This is a genomic window from Aeromicrobium sp. Root236 (assembly GCF_001428805.1).
Classification (GTDB): domain Bacteria; phylum Actinomycetota; class Actinomycetes; order Propionibacteriales; family Nocardioidaceae; genus Aeromicrobium.
This window is the reverse complement of sequence record NZ_LMIS01000001.1, coordinates 150851-167040: the sequence shown is the minus strand read 5'-3', so window position 1 is coordinate 167040 and position 16190 is coordinate 150851. Positions and strand designations below refer to the sequence as shown.

The window sequence follows — 16190 nt, the reverse complement described above, 5'->3', positions numbered from 1 at the left end:
CCTCAGTCACCATCCCAACCTATCTACTGGCGATCTCAGACCTACGCTGGCCACGTCCCGACCGCGAGTCCAGGCCAACCCAGCGATCACGTGAGATGAAGGTCGGGCGAAGCCCGACAAGGCGGCAGCGGCGAAGCCGCTCAGAAGGGCGACGAAGGAGCCCTCCGACTTACCAGGTCTGCGCCACCTTCGGGCTCTTCGAGCCGGTCGGTGCGACGCCGAAGCGCTCCAGGGCCATCGACATGATGTCGTGGAACACCGGTCCGGCGGTCGAGCCGCCACCGGCGTTGCTGTACGGCTTGTCGAGCACGATGTAGGTCAGGAAGCGCGGGTTGTCGGCCGGGGCGAAGCCCATGAACGACACCGTGTTCTGCCCGCGGATGTAGCGGCCGGTCGCGGGGTCGACCCGCCAGGCCGTACCCGTCTTGCCGGCGACGCGGTAGCCCTTGATCGCGGCGGCCGGCGCCGTCCCGTCGGGAGCCGTGACGGCCTCCATCATCCGGGTGACCGTAGCTGCGGCGTCCTTCGAGACGATCCGCTTGCTGGGCTGGGCCGGCACCTTGACCTGCTTGCCGTCGGGGCCAGTCGTGGAGCTGACGACGGACGGCTCGCACATCTTGCCCGCGTTGGCGATCGCGCCGACCGCGCGCACCATCTGCAGCGCGGTGACCGAGACGCCCTGACCGAACGCGATCGTCGCGTGGTTGGCCTTGGTCCACTTCTTGCCGTTCGTCAGGAGTCCCTCGGACTCGCCCGGCAGGTTGACGCCGGTCTTCTGCCCGAAGCCGAACTTGCGGAAGTAGTTGTACATCGTCGTGTTGTTCATCTGCTGCGACGCGACGATCGTGCCGAGGTTGGACGACTTCGCGATGACGCCGGCGGCGGTGAGGTGCAGCGTGCCGTGCTCCCAGTAGTCGCCGATGTGGAAGTTGTCGACGTTCATGCCCGACGGGACGACGATCGGCGTGTCAGCCGCGATCTTGCCCTGGTCGGCGAGCGCCGCCATCGTGACGGTCTTCATGACGCTGCCGGGCTCGTAGACGTTCTGCACGGCCCGCGACACCGTGTTGGAGTCGACCATGCCCTTGCCGTCGTCGGCGTTGAAGGTCGGCGCCTGCGACATCTGCACGATCTGGCACGTCTTGGTGTCCATCGTGATCGCGAGGCCCCAGTCCGAGCTGGACTCGCGCACGGCGTCGGCGAGACGCTGGTCGGCGTACCACTGCAGGTCGCGGTCGATCGTCGTCGTGACGTCGCGGCCGGGCACCATCTTGGTCACGGTGCTGTCGGCCATCGGGATGCGGACGCCGGTGTTGGGGTCGACCTCGTACGTGCTGGCGCCGTCGGTGCCGGTCAGGGTCTTGTCGTACTCCTGCTCGAGGCCCGCGACGCCCTTGCCGGTGCCGTTCGTGTAGCCGAGGAGGTTCGCCGCCAGCTTGCCGCCGGGGTACGTCCGCAGGGTCTCCTTCTCGCTGAAGACGCCCGTCAGGTTGGCCTTCGCGATGGCTGTGAGGGCCTTCTTGGCGGTCCAGGCCGGCACGTCGCGGACCAGGTACACGAACTTGGAGTCCGGCGTGCGCAGCTTGTCGATCGTGTCGAAGTAGTCGATGCGGTCACCGAGCTTCTCGCGCAGGATCCGTGCGATCTGCGGAGCGTTCGCCTTCGTCATCGACGGGTCCGCGGTCAGCGTCAGGCCGTCGACGCTGGTGGCCAGCTGTGCGCCGTTGCGGTCGAGGATCGCGCCGCGGGGTGCCGGGACGGTGCTCTTGGCGGTGCCGTCCTCGATGGCCTTGGAGGCGTACGCGCTGGCGTCGAGGCCCTGGATCTGGAACAGCCGCACGCCGAAGACGCTGAAGACCCCGACGACCGCCGCGAGGCAGACACGCAGGCGACGACGGGACACGGTCTTGCTGGCGCTCATGGCGTCACGCTCCGGATGTTGGTGTTGCCGGGCTTGGCCGCCTCCGGCTTGCCCAGGACCTTGCCGTCCGACAGCCGCAGGAACGCCGGGTTGGTGTTCGGCACCATGCCGTACGCGATGGCGCGGCGTGCGACGTTGGCCGGGCTCTGCAGCTTGTCGACCTCACGGGAGAGCAGCTGCTGCTGGGTCTCGAGCTCCGCCGCCTGACGGTTGAGCCGTTGCGCCTCGAACGACTGCGCCTGCAGGACCGTGCTCATGACGATCAGGCCGACCAGGCCGACGGACAGCACCGTCAGCACCACGACGACGAACGGGGCCTTGCGGGCCCGGCTGCGTACGGGCCGGACGAGACGCAGGCCGGCTGCCTTGGCGGCCTCGGGCGAGAACCGCGGAGCGGCTGCTCCACCCAGGTTCACGGCGCGCGCCGTCTGCGGGCTCACGCGGCGATCCGCTCGACGACACGAAGGCGTACGGACCGGGCACGCGAGTTCTCCTCGATCTCCGCGTCGGTCGCCATCTCGGCGCCACGCGTGACCAGGCGGAAGCGGGCCTCGTGCCCCTCAGGCACGAACGGCAGGTCGCGGGGCACGTCGGTCGTGGTGACCTCGGTGAACGCGCGCTTGGTGATCCGGTCCTCGAGCGAGTGGTAGGCCAGCACGACGACCCGGCCGCCGGGTGCCAGCACCTCGAGCGAGGCCGGCAACGCGCGGCGGTAGACGCCCAGCTCGTCGTTGACCTCGATGCGCAGGGCCTGGAACGTCCGCTTGGCGGGGTTGCCGCCGGTACGCCGGGCGGCCGCCGGGATCGATGTGCGGATCAGGTCGACCAGTCGGGCGCTGTCGGTGAACGGCTCACGGGCCCGCTCCGCGACGACGGCGTCGGCGATGCGCTTGGCGAACTTCTCCTCGCCGTACTCCCGCAGCACGCGGGCCAGGTCACGTGAGGTGTACGTGTTGAGGATGTCGGCAGCCGTGAGCTCGTCCTCAGGGTTCATCCGCATGTCCAGGGGAGCGTCCTGGGCGTACGCGAAGCCGCGCTCGGCGAGGTCGAGCTGCATCGAGGAGACACCGAGGTCGAACAGCACCCCGGACACCGTGCGGAAGCCGGCGTCGGCGACGACATCGGCGATCTCGTCGTAGACCGCGTGCGCGAACGTCACGCGGTCGCCGAAGGACTCGAGCCGCGCCTTGGCCCGGGCGAGCGCCTCGGGGTCGCGGTCGATGCCGATGACGTGCAGGTCGGGGAAGCGGTTGAGCATCGCCTCGGTGTGGCCGCCGAGTCCCAAGGTCGCGTCGATGACGACAGGGCGATCGACGGCGACTGACGGAGCCAACAGGTCGAGGACGCGTTCGAGCAGGACCGGAACGTGGCTCGCCTCGGTCATAGCGACCCCAGGACGAGCGCGATCACGGCGGCGAGGGCGACCGACGAGCCGAGGGAAAAGGCCATGAGCCGCACGCCGTCGGCAACCTCGTGCCGTACGCGTCGTGTGCTCGTGTCGATCCTCATGCCACCTCGTCCTCTCCGCTCGTCGTGCTGCCCGGCTGCTTTCGTGTGGCCAGATCTGCGTCCGCTGGGTCTGACACCGGGGAAGTGATGTCAGAACCACGCGGGCGCAGATCTCGCCACGCGACCGTCAGAAGATGCCGGGCATCACTTCCTCTGACATGTCCGCGAACGGACCTTCCTGGGCGTTCGAGAACTCGGTCCATCGGCCCGAGTCCCAGATCTCGATGCGGTCCATCGCCCCGACGACCGTGCAGTCGCGGTCCAGATGGGCCCACTCGCGGAGAACAGTCGGCACGGAGATCCGGCCCTGCTTGTCCGGGACCTCCGACGAGGCGCCGGAGAAGAACATGCGGGTGAAGTTGCGGGCCGCCTGGTTGGTGAACGGCGTGTCGCGGACCCGGTCGGTGAAGGCGTTGAACGCCTCGGTCGTCCATCCGTAGATGCAGTTCTCCTGGCCGCGGGTGAGCACGATGCCGTGCTCGAGCCGGGGGCGGAACTTGGCCGGGAGGAAGAGCCGGCCCTTGTCGTCGAGACGAGGGGTGTAGGTGCCGAAGAAGTTTGCGACATCCGGGTTCACCTCTCTCCTCCTCGCTACCGGCCAGTTCCTCCATTTCGCTCCACCATACCCCACGATCCCCCACCCAGCACCCATTTCGGGCATGTTCGAGTGGATTTCTGGGTGGGTGCTCCCAGACGTGGGGCAGCGTCAAAACGCCGTCAGGGCAAAGAAAAACCGCCCCCGAGGGGGCGGCTGTGGTGAATGTGGAGTGAAGTGGGGCGGATCTAGCGTTCGTCGCCGTCCCGGCGGCGCTGCCAGCGCTCCTCCATGCGGTCGACGAACGTGCCCGTGGGCTTGGACGGCTTGCCCGGGGTGCGGGCCGGCTCCTCGTTGCTGCGGCCGATCCCCCGCTTCCAGGCGTTCATGAACAGATAGGCCGTGCCGAGCATCGCGACGAATCCGAGGACCCCGAGCCAGGTCATCGCCGACACCGCGCCGGCGAACAACAGGACCAATCCACCGAGGAATCCCAGGACAGCAAGGATCGCCACGCGACGGTTGTGGGCCATGAACTTCGAGCCACGAAGGGTGGAGGCGAAGTCAGGGTCTTCGGCGGCCAATGACTGCTCGAGCTGGTGGAGCAGCCGGGCCTCTTCATCAGAGAGCGGCACTTTTGCCTCCTGGATCGGGTGTTGCTACTGACAAGTCTAGGCGTGCGATCGTGTGCAGACCAGCCGAAAGGGCTGTGAAGTCCTCAGAAGTGCTCAACAGGCGCTCCAACGCATACAGCGCATCGCGCGCGCCAGGCTCGGTGTCGACGATCGCGCTGGGCACGAGGTCGGCGAAGACCCGCACGCCAGTCGTCGCGATCGGCACGAATCCGTGGGTCGTCAACAGGTCCTCGACCTCTCCCACGACGAAGCGGCGCGGTCCCATCGAGCGGACGTCCCAGCTGCCGGCAGAACGCCCGACCAAGGACTGCGCCGTGACGAAGTCACCGGCGAGGGCACGCGCGGCCACCGCGGCATTGCGGCCCGCGACAACGACGCTGACGTGTCCGCCGGGACGCAGCACCGTGGCGATCGTCGCGAGCGCCTGTCCTGGGTCGTCGACGTGCTCGATGACGTCGTGGCAGATGACGAGGTCGAACGACGACGGGGCCACGTGGTCGAGCAGGTCGGCCGCATCGCCCTGGACCGCGTTGACCCCTTGGGTGAGGCCGGCCTCGACGCCGCGGCGGTGCAACGAGGCAAGTGCGTCGGGGCTGGGGTCGACGACCGTGACCCGGTGCCCGAGGGCCGCCAGACGTACGGCATCGCTGCCCGTGCCGCCACCGAGGTCGAGCACGTCGAGCATGTCACCGGCTCCCGCCACGTCGACGGCGTCCACGACGGACTGCCACATCAACTCGGTGCGGACCGGACCCATGACGGACACTGTGCCACAGCGCCGGTCCCGGATTCCGACAGCGTCCGGGGGCGTCGCGCCGCCGCGCGGCCGCTAGTCTGCGCGCATGGCGAACGTCGTGGTCGTGGGTGGCGGCTTCGCAGGCATGTCCGCCGCCGCACGCCTGGCCAAGCTGCGTCATCACGTGACCCTCCTGGAGAGCACCCAGACGCTGGGCGGACGACTCAACGGCATGACGGTCGGCGGCCGGACCTGGCCCCTCGAGCTCGACACGGTGACGCTGCCCGGTGTCTTTCGCGACCTCTTCCGCAAGTCGGGCCGTCCCCTCGAGCAGGTGCTCGACCTCACCAAGACGGAGGGGCGCCGGCACGTCTTCAAGGACAAGTCGGTGCTCGACCTTCCGCTCGGCAACAGGGGCGACCAGCACAACGCGCTGATGGCGGCGTTCGGCGAGGACGAGTGGTCGCCGTGGGTCGACACGCTCGCCGACTCGTGGGACGTCATCCGGCGCATGGCGCTCGACCAGGTGTTCCCCGGCAAGCCGGCGGTCGACCGTACGGTGCGCAAGGCCCTGCAGCCACGACGCAGCCTCGCGGCGCTCGCCGACAAGGACCTCGACGACGACCGCCTCCGCAAGCTCGTGCTCAACCCCCCGCGGCTGGCGGGTCAGGACCGCTTGGCGACGCCGGGGTTCGTCGCGGTCAGCCACTACGTCGAGCGTTCCTTCGGGCGTTGGCGGTTCGCCGGTGGGCTGCCGGCGCTCGCGACGGCCCTGGAGAAGCGGCTCGGCGAGCGCGGCGTGACCGTCGAGCTCGGCGAGTCGGCGCACGAGCTGGTCCTCGAGGAGGGGCAGGTCCGCGGCGTCGTCACCTCACTGCGTACCGTGCCGGCGGACATCGTCGTGTGGTGCGCGCCCAACCGCCCCGCTCCCTTGCCGCCCGTCGACCTCATGCCGGTCATCCCGGCGTCGCGCAGCCTCGTCGTGCTGTCGGCCGAGGCGCCGGAGCTGCCCGACGAGATCTTCGTGCACGCCAACCCGCCGATCCGCATGTGGTCGGGCGGAGACGGGCTCTGGACGATCGAGCATCGCAGCGGCGAGGATCCGCTTCGCGCGCTCGTACGCTTCGGGATCGACGTAAGGCCGTACGTCGAGGAGCAGATCGACCTCAGCCCGTCCGACCTCGTGGGGATCGGTCACTGGGGCTGGGCCCTGCGCAGCTGGACCAGCATCTTCGACGTGCCCGGCGTGGCGCCCACCGGCGGCTTGTTCTTCGCCGGTGCGCACGCGCACCCGGGCCCGACGCTCGAGGCGATCGGCATGGCCACGGCCTCGATCGCCGAGGCGATCGGTCCCGTGCCCCGTTAGATCAGGCCGTCGGAGCGCAGGGCCTCGAAGATCTCGCGTGTCGCCTTGGAGCGGTTGAGCGTGATGAAGTGCAGGCCCGGGGCACCGCCCGCCAGCAGGTCGCGGCACAGCTGGGTCGCCAGCTCGATGCCCTTGGCACGCACGGCCGCCTTGTCGTCCTGGATCGGCTCGACCTGGTCGAGGACCTCGCGAGGCAGCTCGGCGCCGGACAGCTCGGCCATGCGGGCCACCTGGGCGAAGTTGAGGATCGGCATGATGCCCGGCACGATCGGGATGTCGCAGCCCTTGGCACGCACGCGCTCGACGAGGGCGAAGTAGTCGGACGCACGGAAGAACAGCTGCGTGATGGCGTAGTCCGCGCCGGCGTTGGCCTTGTCGACCAGCACCTGGGCGTCGTGCTCGATGCTCGCCGCGTCGGGGTGGCCCTCGGGGAACGCCGCGACACCGATGCAGAATCCGCCGAGGTCCTTGGCGAGCTCGACGAGGTCGATCGCGTGGTCCATGCCGTCGGGGTGCGGCTCCCAGGGAGCACGAGGGCCGCCCTTGGGATCGCCGCGCAGCGCCAGCACGTCGTCGACACCGGCTGCGGCGTACTGCTTGAGCACCGACTCGATCTCGCCGCGGGTCTGCGCGACTAGCGTCAGGTGGCCGACGGGGCGCATCCGGGTCTGCTCCGCGATCCGTGCGGTGATGCGGACCGTGCGCTCCTGGCTCGTGCCGCCCGCGCCGTAGGTCACTGAGACGAACGTCGGCTCGAGCTCCTCCAGGTCGGCGATGGTCTGCCACAGCACGGCTTCGCCGTCGTCGTCCTTGGGCGGGAAGAACTCGAACGAGTAGCTCGGCGACGGCCCGCGGATGGCGTCGACGAGGGACTGGTCTTGGGAAGGCATGGTCCAACGGTATCGTCCGGGCTGTGAATGCACGTGCCGTTGATCCCGAATTCCGGACGCGTATTGATCACACTCTCGAATCCTTCGTCGACGGCCAGCGGGCGCTTCTCGCCGACCTGGGCCCGGACCTCGACGGTCTCGCCGACGCGGCGATCGCGTTCGTCGGCGGCGGCAAGCGCCTGCGGCCGCAGTTCTGCTACGCCGGGTGGCTCGTCGCCGAGGGCGCGCCCGACGAGCCGGGAATCGTCACGGCCGCGGCTGCGCTCGAGTGGCTGCAGGCCAGCGCCCTCGTGCACGACGACCTCATGGATGGCTCCGACACCCGCCGCGGTCGGCCCAGTGTGCACCGCGCCTTCGAGGCGAAGCACCGCGAGGAGAAGCGCCACGGTGACCCCGTGGGCTTCGGCACCTCCGCCGCCGTGCTGCTCGGCGACTTGCTGCTGTCGTGGTGCGACGAGATGTTTCGTAGCAACGGGCTGCCGCACACCGACGACGCATTCCGCTTCCTCGACCTCTGCAAGACCGAGGTGGTGGCCGGCCAGTTCCTCGATGTCGCAGGGCAGACCCGCGAGTCGCTGTCGGTCGCCGAGGCCATGAAGGTCGTCCGCTACAAGTCGGCCAAGTACACCGTCGAACGACCGCTGCACATCGGCGCTGCGCTCGCCGGCGCCGGCCCCGACCTGATCACCGCCCTGACCGACGTCGCGCTCCCCCTCGGCGAGGCGTTCCAGCTCCGTGACGACGTGCTGGGCGTGTTCGGCGACCCGGAGCTGACCGGCAAGCCGGCCGGTGACGATCTCCGTGAGGGCAAGCGCACCGTGCTCGTCGCGCGGGCCGCCGAGCTCACCGACGACGCGGGACGTGCCCTGCTGCGTACGTCGCTGGGCACCCTCGAAGGTGTCGACGCCGTACGCGACCTCATCGAGACCTCGGGCGCGCTCGCCGCTGTCGAGGACGACATCGCGAGGCTCGAGGCTGCGGCCGACGAGGGCATCGACCGTCTCGGGCCGGCCGCGCGCGACGTCCTCGGGCCGCTCGCGCTCACAGCAACCCGTCGAACTCGCTGACCTCCAGCTCGTCGCGCACCACCACGACGAGCGCCGGCGCCTGACCAGTCGCATCGCGCAGCACCTCGACGACCGCGCTGGTCTGCACGGGGTCGACGTCGGCCAGCTCCCGCAGCCCGTCCCACACGATCACCGTCGGCTGAGCGGTGAGGTCGGCCAGGGCGTCGAACAACGCGTCGAGGTTGCGGCCGAACCACTCCGGCAGCGACCAGGAGGCCGCCACCCTGTCGTAGAACTCGTCGTACGACGTCACGCCGCGCGTGTCGAGGCCGAGCGCCTGCCACCCGGCGGCCGTCGCCTCGCCCACCAGGTCGCGGTCGCGTCGGCCACGCCAGGCGTACACGCCCGGCGAGACCCGCCCGGCCAGCACCGAGTCGAAGGTCGCGGTCATCGTGGCTCCTTCACGCGTACGAACGAGCGGTAGTGGTCGGCCGTGTAGTAGAGCTCGCCACCCCGCCCGGCAATGATCCGGCGGGCGCCGCGGTCCGACTCGCCCGGGGTCGGCACCGTGTATTCGTGCCAGTAGCCGCGCTCATGCTCCGGCAGCAGACCCTCGCGGTTCATGAACACGACACCGTCCCTGCTGTAGGGGAAGGGACCGCCGGCCCTGATCAGGGCGATCGTCTCGAACGCCTCCGCCGGCAGCCCCTGACGGTCCGGAACGGCCTGCGTCTGCGTCGTCGACGTCGGCGCAGGATCGTCATCGGCCGACCTGTCGCGTGCGCCGAGGACGATCACCAGGACGCCCACGATCGTCAACAGGAGGATCCAGCCACCGCGGCGCATGCCGTCCATCGTCCCTCATGAGCGACGTGGCGAACGTCACGGCAACACCGTGACACGCCCACCGTCACGTTCTGGATGTGGAAGAGTCTCTAGAATCAGTGGACGGGTTCGGGGGGATCCAGATGTCGAGGGAGGGTGGCGTGACAGTGACGGGCGACGAAGCCCTGGTCGGGCGCGTCCTCAACGACCGCTACCTGATCGGCACCCGCATCGCGCGTGGCGGGATGGCGAGCGTGTTCCGGGCCGTCGACCAGCGGCTCGACCGCGAGGTCGCGATCAAGGTCATGCACCACGGCCTCGGCGACGACCAGCAGTTCACCGACCGGTTCGTCCGCGAGGCCAAGTCCGCCGCCAAGCTCAACCACCGCAACGTCGTCTCCGTGTTCGACCAGGGGCGCGACGGCGACGTCACCTATCTCGTCATGGAGTACGTCCCCGGCCGCACGTTGCGCGACCTCATGCGCGACGAGGCGCCGATGCCGCCCTACCGCGCACTCGAGCTGCTGGAGCAGGTGCTCGTCGCCCTCTCGGCCGCCCACGCCGCCAAGATCATCCACCGCGACGTCAAGCCCGAGAACGTCCTGATCACCCCCGACGGTGACGTCAAGGTCGCCGACTTCGGTCTCGCGCGTGCCGTCAGCGCCGCGACGACCGCCACGGGCGGCACGCTGATCGGCACGGTCTCCTACCTCGCTCCCGAGATCGTCACGAACGACGGCGCCGACGCCCGCTCCGACATCTACGCGTGCGGCGCGATGCTCTACGAGATGCTCACGGGGATCAAGCCGCACGCCGGCGAGTCCCCCATCCAGGTGGCCTACAAGCACGTGCACGAGGACATCGGCGCCCCCTCGGCGATCCAGCCCGGCATCCCCCCGTACGTCGACGCGCTGGTGGCGCGGGCGACGGTGCGCGACCGCGACCAGCGATCCACCGACGCGCGAGTCATGCTGCAGCAGGTCCGGTCCGTGCAGCGCGCACTCGATGCCGGGCTCGCCGACGACCCCGACCTCGTCGCTGACCTCCTGCCGGGCGTACGCCACGTCGATCCCGACGAGGCGCGCACCGTCCCGGTGACCCAGTCCGCCCCGCTGGCCTCCCGCTCCCTGGCGTCCGACTCCGAGGCCACCGAGGCCGTCGACGTCAACGAGGCCACGGTCCAGTGGTCCGCCGGACTGGCGCCGATGCCGGTCGACCCCGCCACCCGCGCCGGCCTCGACACCCCGCCGGAGCTGCCCGAGACGGCGGAGCGCCCGGTCGGACTCCACCCGCCGATCTCGCCGGAGGCCTACAAGGAGGCCCGCGGTGCCGAGGCGAAGTCGCATCGCGGCCGCAACCTGCTGATCCTCGTCGTCCTGCTGGCGCTCCTCGTCTTCGCGGTCAGCTATTGGTTCAGCGTCGGCCGCTACGACAAGACGCCGTCCCTCGAGGGCAATGCGGTGACGATCGCCAAGGAGGCAGCCCAGAGGAACGGCTTCTCCTTCAAGGTGATCAAGGAGGAGTACTCCGAGAAGGCACCCGCCGGCACGGTCATCGACACCAACCCCGAGCCCGGCGCCAAGATCCTGCCGGGCAAGACGATCGACGCGGTCGTCTCCCTGGGTCCCGAGCGCTTCTTCATCCCCACGACCATCAAGGGGCAGACGGTCGCCGCCGCCACGGCCGCGCTCGACAAGGTCCACCTCAAGGTCGGCGAGCTCAAGCAGGTCTACGACGAGAAGGTCCGCGAGGGCCGTGTGGTCGGCCCGACCAACCACACCTACAAGGACGAGCTCAAGCGCGGACAGACGGTCGACCTCGCGATCAGCAAGGGTCCCAAGCCCATCGACGTCGTCGACTACCGCGGCCGATCGTTCCAGGACGCCAAGGCCGGGCTGGAGAAGGCCGGGTTCAAGGTCAAGGCCAGTGAGGTCTTCAGCGACGACGTCGCCAAGGGCATCGTCGTGAGCCAGGACCCGTTCGAGGGCACCCAGATCAAGGGCGACACGATCACGCTCACCGTCTCCAAGGGACCCGAGCTCATCGAGGTGCCCAACGTGGTCGGCCGGCCCAAGGTCTCGGCCATGGTGATCCTCAAGCGCGCCGGCTTCAAGGTGACCCCGTTCGGCGCTGGCAACTTCACCGTGCGGGCACAGACACCGTCCAGCGGATCCCGTCCCAAGGGCAGCACCGTCACCATCGTCGGCTTCTGACCCGTGCGCACCAGGCTCGCCGCCGCGGCGCTGCTCGGCGTCACCGCCGTATGGGGCTCGACGTTCTTCCTGATCAAGGACCTGCTCGACCGCGTGCCGGCGCCGGACTTCCTCGCCGTACGCTTCACGATCGCGTTCCTCACGCTCCTGCTGATCGCGCCCCGCGCGATCGGTCGCCTCTCCCCCGAGGTGCGCCGCCGCAGCGTGTACGCCGGTGGCATCTATGGCGTCGCGCAGATCATGCAGACCGTCGGCCTGGGCCACACCGACGCGAGCGTGTCGGGCTTCATCACCGGCCTCTACGTCGTGGCCACTCCTGTGCTCGCTTCCTTGGCCTTCCGCCAGCGCGTGTCCAGGATCGTCTGGGTGGCCGTCGCCCTGTCGACCATCGGCTTGGCGATCCTCTCGCTGCGCGGCTTCGCCGTGGGATTCGGCGAGTCGATCACGTTCGTCTGCGCGATCCTCTACGCGGTGCACATCGTGGTGCTGTCGCGGTGGTCCACGGCCGAGGACGCGTACGCCATGGCCACGATCCAGATGGGCGTCATCGCCGCACTGTGCTTCGTCGCCGCCGCGCCCGGAGGGCTGACACTGCCCGAGCGGTCAGGCGACTGGGTCGCCACGGTCTACATGGCGCTGGCGGCCGGCGCCCTCGCGATGCTGGCGCAGACGTGGGCCCAGAGCCAGCTCGACGCATCCCGCGCCGCGCTCCTCATGACGATGGAGCCGGTGTTCGCCGCGACCTTCGCCATCACGTTCGGCGACGAAGGCGTCGGCTGGCGCCTGCTCGTCGGGGGTGCCCTCGTGCTCGCCGCCATGATCCTCGCGGAGACGTCCGGGCGTAGTGAGACGTCCGTACAGGTTCCCCTAGACTGACGCGATGGACCAACCCCGTATCGCGCCCGGCGGGCTCAAGGAGCTCGGACTCGTCAACTACGGAGTGAGCGCGGTCGCCGGTCGGGTCATCGGCGGCACGAAGCCCAACATCTTCACGACGCTCGGTCGGCAGCGCAAGCTCTTCCGCGGCTGGCTCTACTACAGCGGCAAGCTGATGCCCGGTGGCCGGCTCCCCCGCCGCGAGAGCGAGCTCGTCATCCTGCGCATCGCCACGATCCGCGAGTGCGAGTACGAACGTCGGCACCACGTCCGCATCGGCCGCAAGGCCGGCGTGACCCCCGCGCAGATCGACCACCTCGCCGACGAGACCTGGCCGGGCTGGACCGAGCGGGAGCGGGCGTTCTTCGCGGCGGTCGACCAGTTCGTCGACGACAAGTTCATCGACGATGCCACGTGGGCCGCGCTGAGCCGGCACCTCACGGAGCCCGAGCTCATCGAGTTCCTGCTGCTGTGCGGCCAGTACGACTCGTTGGCCACCGTCCTGCTGACGCTGAAGGTCCAGCCGGAGGACTAGGGATCCATCGCGTCGAGGTAGCGACGGGTCATCACTCGCTGCACGAGCCGACCCACGGGACCACCGAGCCGGGTCACCCAGGTGGCCGGGTTGGAGAAGGCACAGATCGTCGCCGTCACCTCGCCGGTCGCCGGGTCACGCTCGACGACGAAGCGCTCCTCCCCCGTCTCGGGATGTCCGGGCAGCGTGCCGTACGCGAAGCCGCGGCGATCAGGCTCGTCCACGACCTCGACGACGCGGCACGGGATCGTCTGGAGCAACGAACGGAACGTCACGTCAACGCCGAGCGCCACCCGTTCGGGGCCGGCGACCCGGCGCACACCGGCCCGCTCCTGAACCTTCCAGCTGAACAGGATCTCGCCGACCGCGTCGAGGTCGACGACACCGAGCGAGCGTGTGGCTCGTACGTGGTGATAGCCGTCAGGCAGCGGCTCGGAGGCCGTCGCCCCGACCTCGGCGTAGGTGAGCTCAGCCATGGACCCAGCCGACACGTGGCTCCGTCACGACGCGACGCCTGGACCGGGGCGCGACGGCAGCAGAAAGCACCTCGGAGCGACGGCTCGAGCCCCTGCAAGGTCGAGTCATGGTGAGACGACGACCAGAAGACGTCGTCGACCCCGACCCCAACGCGAACCGAGAGAACTCAAGACCGACCGGACAACATCTCGGCGACGAGGAACGCGAGCTCCAGGCTTTGGGCACGGTTGAGGCGCGGGTCGCACAGCGTCTCGTAACGGTGCGACAGGTCCTCGGCCGACAGCTTGGCGCCGCCGCCCACGCACTCCGTGACGTCGTCGCCGGTGAGCTCGACGTGCACGCCGCCGGGCCACGTGCCGAGCGAGCGGTGCACCTCGAAGAAGCCGCGGACCTCGTCGATGACGTCGTCGAACTCGCGAGTCTTGTAGCCGTTGGAGGTCTCGAACGTGTTGCCGTGCATCGGGTCGCACACCCACGCGACCTCGATGCCCGCGGCGGTGACCTTCTCGACGAGGTTGGGCAGCCCGTCGCGGATCTTGCCGGCACCGAAGCGGGTGATGAACGTGATCTTGCCGGGCGTGCGCTCGGGGTTGAGCTTCTCGTAGAGCGCGATCGCGTCGTCGGCGGTGCTCGTGGGGCCGAGCTTGACGCCGATCGGGTTGGCGATCTTGCTCATCAGCTCCACGTGGGCGCCGTCGAGCTGACGCGTCCTCTCGCCGATCCACACGAAGTGGCTCGACACGTCGTAGGGCCGCTCGGTGCGCGAGTCGATGCGCGTCAGCGAGTGCTCGTACTCGAGGATCAGGGCCTCGTGCGAGGAGAAGAAGTCGACCGTGTGGAACTCGTCGGGATCGACACCGATCGCGTCCATGAACGCGAGGGCGCGGTCGATCTCGGCGCCGACGCGCTCGTAGCGCTCGCCGACCGGGCTGTTCTTGACGAAGTCGGTGTTCCACGCGTGCATCTGGCGCAGGTCGGCGTAACCACCGGTCGTGAACGCGCGTGCAAGGTTCAGCGTGGACGCCGAGGCGTGGTAGACGTCGACGAGCCGCTGCGGGTCGTGCGCCCGCGACTCGGCGTTGAAGTCGAAGCCGTTGACCGCGTCGCCGCGGTAGGCCGGCAGCGTGACACCGTCGCGGGTCTCGGAGTCGCTCGAGCGGGGCTTGGCGTACTGACCGGCGAGCCGGCCGACCTTGACGACAGGGACGCTCGCGGCGTAGGTCAGCACGACCGCCATCGAGAGCAGGACACGGAGCTTGTTGCGGACGTTCTCAGCGGTGACACCCTCGAACGTCTCGGCGCAGTCGCCGCCCTGCAGCAGGAACGCCTCACCGCGCGCGACCTCGGCGAGCCGGTCACGCAACGCGTCGCACTCGCCGGCAAACACCAGGGGTGGCATCTTCCGCAGCGTCTGCACCGCGGCGTCGCGGGCAGAGGGATCGACATACGTGGGCTGCTGGGCAGCACCCATCGCATGGAGGTCGTCAAGGCTGGGAATACTCACCCGCCAAGGATACCTGCGTGGCGACACCGCCCGTTCCACGCGTTCTTGCGTGGACGCGACCTCAGCCGAACAGGACCTCGGCCTCTTCGTAGAGCTCCGGGCGTACGACCTTGAGCTCCTTGGTGCCCTCCGACAGCGGCACGCGCTCGATCTCGGTGCCGTGCAGGGCGACCATCTTGCCGAAGTCGCCCTCGTGGACCGCCTGGATCGCGTGGAGGCCGAACCGCGTGGCGAGCCAACGGTCGAACGCCGTGGGCGTGCCTCCGCGCTGGATGTGGCCCAGGACGACAGCGCGGGCCTCCTGGCCCGTGCGCTGCTCGATCTCGGACGCGAGCCGGTCGCCGATGCCGCCGAGGCGTACGTGGCCGAAGGCGTCCTTCTGGCCGCTCACGAGCGACATGGACCCGCCGTCGGCGGGGACGGCGCCCTCCGAGACCACGATGATCGGCGAGTAGTGCGTCGCGAAGCGGCTCTCGACCTGCGCGCAGACCTTGTCGATGTCGAACGGGCGCTCGGGGATCAGGATGATGTTGGCGCCACCGGCGAGTCCGGCGTGCAGCGCGATCCAGCCGGCGTGCCGGCCCATGACCTCGACGACGAGCACGCGGTGGTGCGACTCCGCCGTCGTGTGGAGCCGGTCGATCGCCTCCATCGCGATGTTGACCGCGGTGTCGAAGCCGAACGTGAAGTCGGTGCCGGACAGGTCGTTGTCGATGGTCTTGGGCACGCCGACGACGTTGACGCCGAGGTCGGCGAGCTTGGTGGCGACGCCGAGGGTGTCCTCGCCGCCGATCGCGATCAGCGCGTCGCAGCCGTTGGCCGCGAGGTTGTCCTTGATCCGCTCGACGCCGTTCTCGATGGCGAACGGGTTGGTGCGCGACGAGCCCAGGATCGTGCCGCCCCGGGGCAGGATGCCGCGGACGGCGTTGATGTCGAGCTGGATCGTGTCGTTCTCCAACGGTCCGCGCCAGCCGTCTCGGAAGCCGACGAACTCATGTCCGTACGTGGACACTCCCTTGCGCACCGCGCCACGGATGACCGCATTGAGTCCGGGGCAGTCGCCTCCCCCAGTGAGCATGCCGACGCGCATCGAGCTTCCCTTCGTTGGTGACGGTTCAGTTGTTGAGTTGTCTCACGCTTCGCTGCTGACGCCTTCGGCGT

Annotated in this window: 18 protein-coding genes; 5 read left to right on the top strand and 13 right to left on the bottom strand. The window is 69.4% G+C overall.

Annotation, left to right across the window (positions count from 1 at the left end; translation table 11 throughout):
• Window positions 1-169 precede the first annotated feature (169 nt).
• The 7 genes from ASE12_RS00910 to ASE12_RS00885 all read right to left on the bottom strand — a co-directional run bounded on the left by ASE12_RS00910 (window position 170) and on the right by ASE12_RS00885 (window position 5357).
• The gene (locus ASE12_RS00910) at window positions 170-1921 is read right to left on the bottom strand and encodes a penicillin-binding protein 2 (RefSeq protein ID WP_056395719.1); all 1752 of its coding nucleotides are present in this window, start codon (window positions 1919-1921) and stop codon (window positions 170-172) included.
• Window positions 1918-2361 (bottom strand): hypothetical protein, encoded by a 444-nt coding sequence (locus tag ASE12_RS00905; RefSeq protein WP_056395716.1) that lies wholly within the window; start codon window positions 2359-2361, stop codon window positions 1918-1920. Before ASE12_RS00905 ends, ASE12_RS00910 begins: the two co-directional genes overlap by 4 nt.
• Window positions 2358-3305 (bottom strand): 16S rRNA (cytosine(1402)-N(4))-methyltransferase RsmH, encoded by a 948-nt coding sequence (gene rsmH / locus ASE12_RS00900; protein WP_056395713.1) that lies wholly within the window; start codon window positions 3303-3305, stop codon window positions 2358-2360. The genes ASE12_RS00905 and rsmH overlap by 4 nt, the downstream gene beginning before the upstream one ends.
• Window positions 3302-3430 carry a hypothetical protein gene (locus tag ASE12_RS20640; protein ID WP_255355457.1) on the bottom strand — a complete coding sequence of 43 codons (129 nt, stop codon included), beginning with the start codon at window positions 3428-3430 and terminating at the stop codon, window positions 3302-3304. Before ASE12_RS20640 ends, rsmH begins: the two co-directional genes overlap by 4 nt.
• 127 nt (window positions 3431-3557) lie before the next feature.
• Window positions 3558-4007 carry a division/cell wall cluster transcriptional repressor MraZ gene (gene mraZ, locus ASE12_RS00895; protein ID WP_056213312.1) on the bottom strand — a complete coding sequence of 150 codons (450 nt, stop codon included), beginning with the start codon at window positions 4005-4007 and terminating at the stop codon, window positions 3558-3560.
• Window positions 4008-4213: 206 nt separating this feature from the next.
• On the bottom strand, window positions 4214-4600 hold the full coding sequence (locus ASE12_RS00890) for a DUF3040 domain-containing protein (protein WP_056395710.1): 387 nt from the start codon (window positions 4598-4600) through the stop codon (window positions 4214-4216).
• The gene (locus ASE12_RS00885) at window positions 4587-5357 is read right to left on the bottom strand and encodes a class I SAM-dependent methyltransferase (RefSeq protein ID WP_056395708.1); all 771 of its coding nucleotides are present in this window, start codon (window positions 5355-5357) and stop codon (window positions 4587-4589) included. The genes ASE12_RS00890 and ASE12_RS00885 overlap by 14 nt, the downstream gene beginning before the upstream one ends.
• A gap of 85 nt (window positions 5358-5442) precedes the next feature.
• Between ASE12_RS00885 and ASE12_RS00880 the strand changes: the two genes are divergently transcribed.
• Window positions 5443-6702, top strand: a complete 1260-nt coding sequence (locus ASE12_RS00880) for an NAD(P)/FAD-dependent oxidoreductase (RefSeq protein ID WP_056395706.1) — start codon at window positions 5443-5445, stop codon at window positions 6700-6702.
• Here ASE12_RS00880 and metF read toward each other — a convergent pair.
• Complete coding sequence (metF, locus tag ASE12_RS00875; RefSeq protein WP_056395702.1) at window positions 6699-7592, bottom strand: methylenetetrahydrofolate reductase [NAD(P)H]; 894 nt, start codon at window positions 7590-7592, stop codon at window positions 6699-6701. The two genes, ASE12_RS00880 and metF, sit on opposite strands and share 4 nt — an antisense overlap.
• Before the next feature lie 23 nt (window positions 7593-7615).
• Here metF and ASE12_RS00870 point away from each other — a divergent pair, with 23 nt between their 5' ends.
• On the top strand, window positions 7616-8659 hold the full coding sequence (locus tag ASE12_RS00870) for a polyprenyl synthetase family protein (RefSeq protein ID WP_082582001.1): 1044 nt from the start codon (window positions 7616-7618) through the stop codon (window positions 8657-8659).
• Here the strand turns inward: ASE12_RS00870 and ASE12_RS00865 are convergent.
• Both ASE12_RS00865 and ASE12_RS00860 read right to left on the bottom strand, forming a co-directional pair.
• The gene (locus ASE12_RS00865; RefSeq protein ID WP_056395697.1) at window positions 8634-9050 is read right to left on the bottom strand and encodes a barstar family protein; all 417 of its coding nucleotides are present in this window, start codon (window positions 9048-9050) and stop codon (window positions 8634-8636) included. The two genes, ASE12_RS00870 and ASE12_RS00865, sit on opposite strands and share 26 nt — an antisense overlap.
• Window positions 9047-9454: a ribonuclease domain-containing protein gene (locus ASE12_RS00860; protein ID WP_082582000.1), complete on the bottom strand. Its 408-nt coding sequence runs from the start codon at window positions 9452-9454 to the stop codon at window positions 9047-9049. The genes ASE12_RS00865 and ASE12_RS00860 overlap by 4 nt, the downstream gene beginning before the upstream one ends.
• 131 nt (window positions 9455-9585) lie before the next feature.
• On the opposite strand from ASE12_RS00860, the gene pknB reads away from it, so the two are divergent.
• From pknB to ASE12_RS00845, 3 genes are read left to right on the top strand one after another with little or no spacing between them, the layout of a single operon-like run.
• Window positions 9586-11637, top strand: a complete 2052-nt coding sequence (gene pknB / locus ASE12_RS00855; protein ID WP_235508812.1) for a Stk1 family PASTA domain-containing Ser/Thr kinase — start codon at window positions 9586-9588, stop codon at window positions 11635-11637.
• A gap of 3 nt (window positions 11638-11640) precedes the next feature.
• Complete coding sequence (locus ASE12_RS00850) at window positions 11641-12513, top strand: DMT family transporter (protein ID WP_056395691.1); 873 nt, start codon at window positions 11641-11643, stop codon at window positions 12511-12513.
• 4 nt (window positions 12514-12517) lie between these two features.
• Window positions 12518-13048, top strand: coding sequence for a carboxymuconolactone decarboxylase family protein (locus tag ASE12_RS00845; RefSeq protein ID WP_056395688.1), 531 nt, complete (start codon window positions 12518-12520; stop codon window positions 13046-13048).
• On the opposite strand, the gene ASE12_RS00840 is transcribed toward ASE12_RS00845, so the two are convergent.
• The 3 genes from ASE12_RS00840 to ASE12_RS00830 form a co-directional block, all read right to left on the bottom strand.
• Window positions 13045-13524, bottom strand: a complete 480-nt coding sequence (locus ASE12_RS00840) for a DUF1990 family protein (protein WP_056395685.1) — start codon at window positions 13522-13524, stop codon at window positions 13045-13047. The two genes, ASE12_RS00845 and ASE12_RS00840, sit on opposite strands and share 4 nt — an antisense overlap.
• Before the next feature lie 167 nt (window positions 13525-13691).
• Entirely contained in the window at window positions 13692-15029 is a 1338-nt protein-coding gene (locus tag ASE12_RS00835; RefSeq protein ID WP_369797156.1) for a class II 3-deoxy-7-phosphoheptulonate synthase, read from the bottom strand.
• Between the two features lie 61 nt (window positions 15030-15090).
• Window positions 15091-16119, bottom strand: coding sequence for a 6-phosphofructokinase (locus ASE12_RS00830; protein WP_056395662.1), 1029 nt, complete (start codon window positions 16117-16119; stop codon window positions 15091-15093).
• Window positions 16120-16190 lie beyond the last annotated feature (71 nt).

Coding starts and splice junctions, on each gene's coding strand:
- ASE12_RS00910 (WP_056395719.1), bottom strand. CDS start 1,921: ATGAGCGCCAGCAAGACCGTGTCCCGTCGTCGCCTGCGTGTCTGCCTC.
- rsmH (WP_056395713.1), bottom strand. CDS start 3,305: ATGACCGAGGCGAGCCACGTTCCGGTCCTGCTCGAACGCGTCCTCGAC.
- ASE12_RS20640 (WP_255355457.1), bottom strand. CDS start 3,430: ATGAGGATCGACACGAGCACACGACGCGTACGGCACGAGGTTGCCGAC.
- ASE12_RS00885 (WP_056395708.1), bottom strand. CDS start 5,357: ATGGGTCCGGTCCGCACCGAGTTGATGTGGCAGTCCGTCGTGGACGCC.
- ASE12_RS00880 (WP_056395706.1), top strand. CDS start 5,443: ATGGCGAACGTCGTGGTCGTGGGTGGCGGCTTCGCAGGCATGTCCGCC.
- metF (WP_056395702.1), bottom strand. CDS start 7,592: ATGCCTTCCCAAGACCAGTCCCTCGTCGACGCCATCCGCGGGCCGTCG.
- ASE12_RS00865 (WP_056395697.1), bottom strand. CDS start 9,050: ATGACCGCGACCTTCGACTCGGTGCTGGCCGGGCGGGTCTCGCCGGGC.
- ASE12_RS00860 (WP_082582000.1), bottom strand. CDS start 9,454: ATGGACGGCATGCGCCGCGGTGGCTGGATCCTCCTGTTGACGATCGTG.
- ASE12_RS00845 (WP_056395688.1), top strand. CDS start 12,518: ATGGACCAACCCCGTATCGCGCCCGGCGGGCTCAAGGAGCTCGGACTC.
- ASE12_RS00840 (WP_056395685.1), bottom strand. CDS start 13,524: ATGGCTGAGCTCACCTACGCCGAGGTCGGGGCGACGGCCTCCGAGCCG.
- ASE12_RS00830 (WP_056395662.1), bottom strand. CDS start 16,119: ATGCGCGTCGGCATGCTCACTGGGGGAGGCGACTGCCCCGGACTCAAT.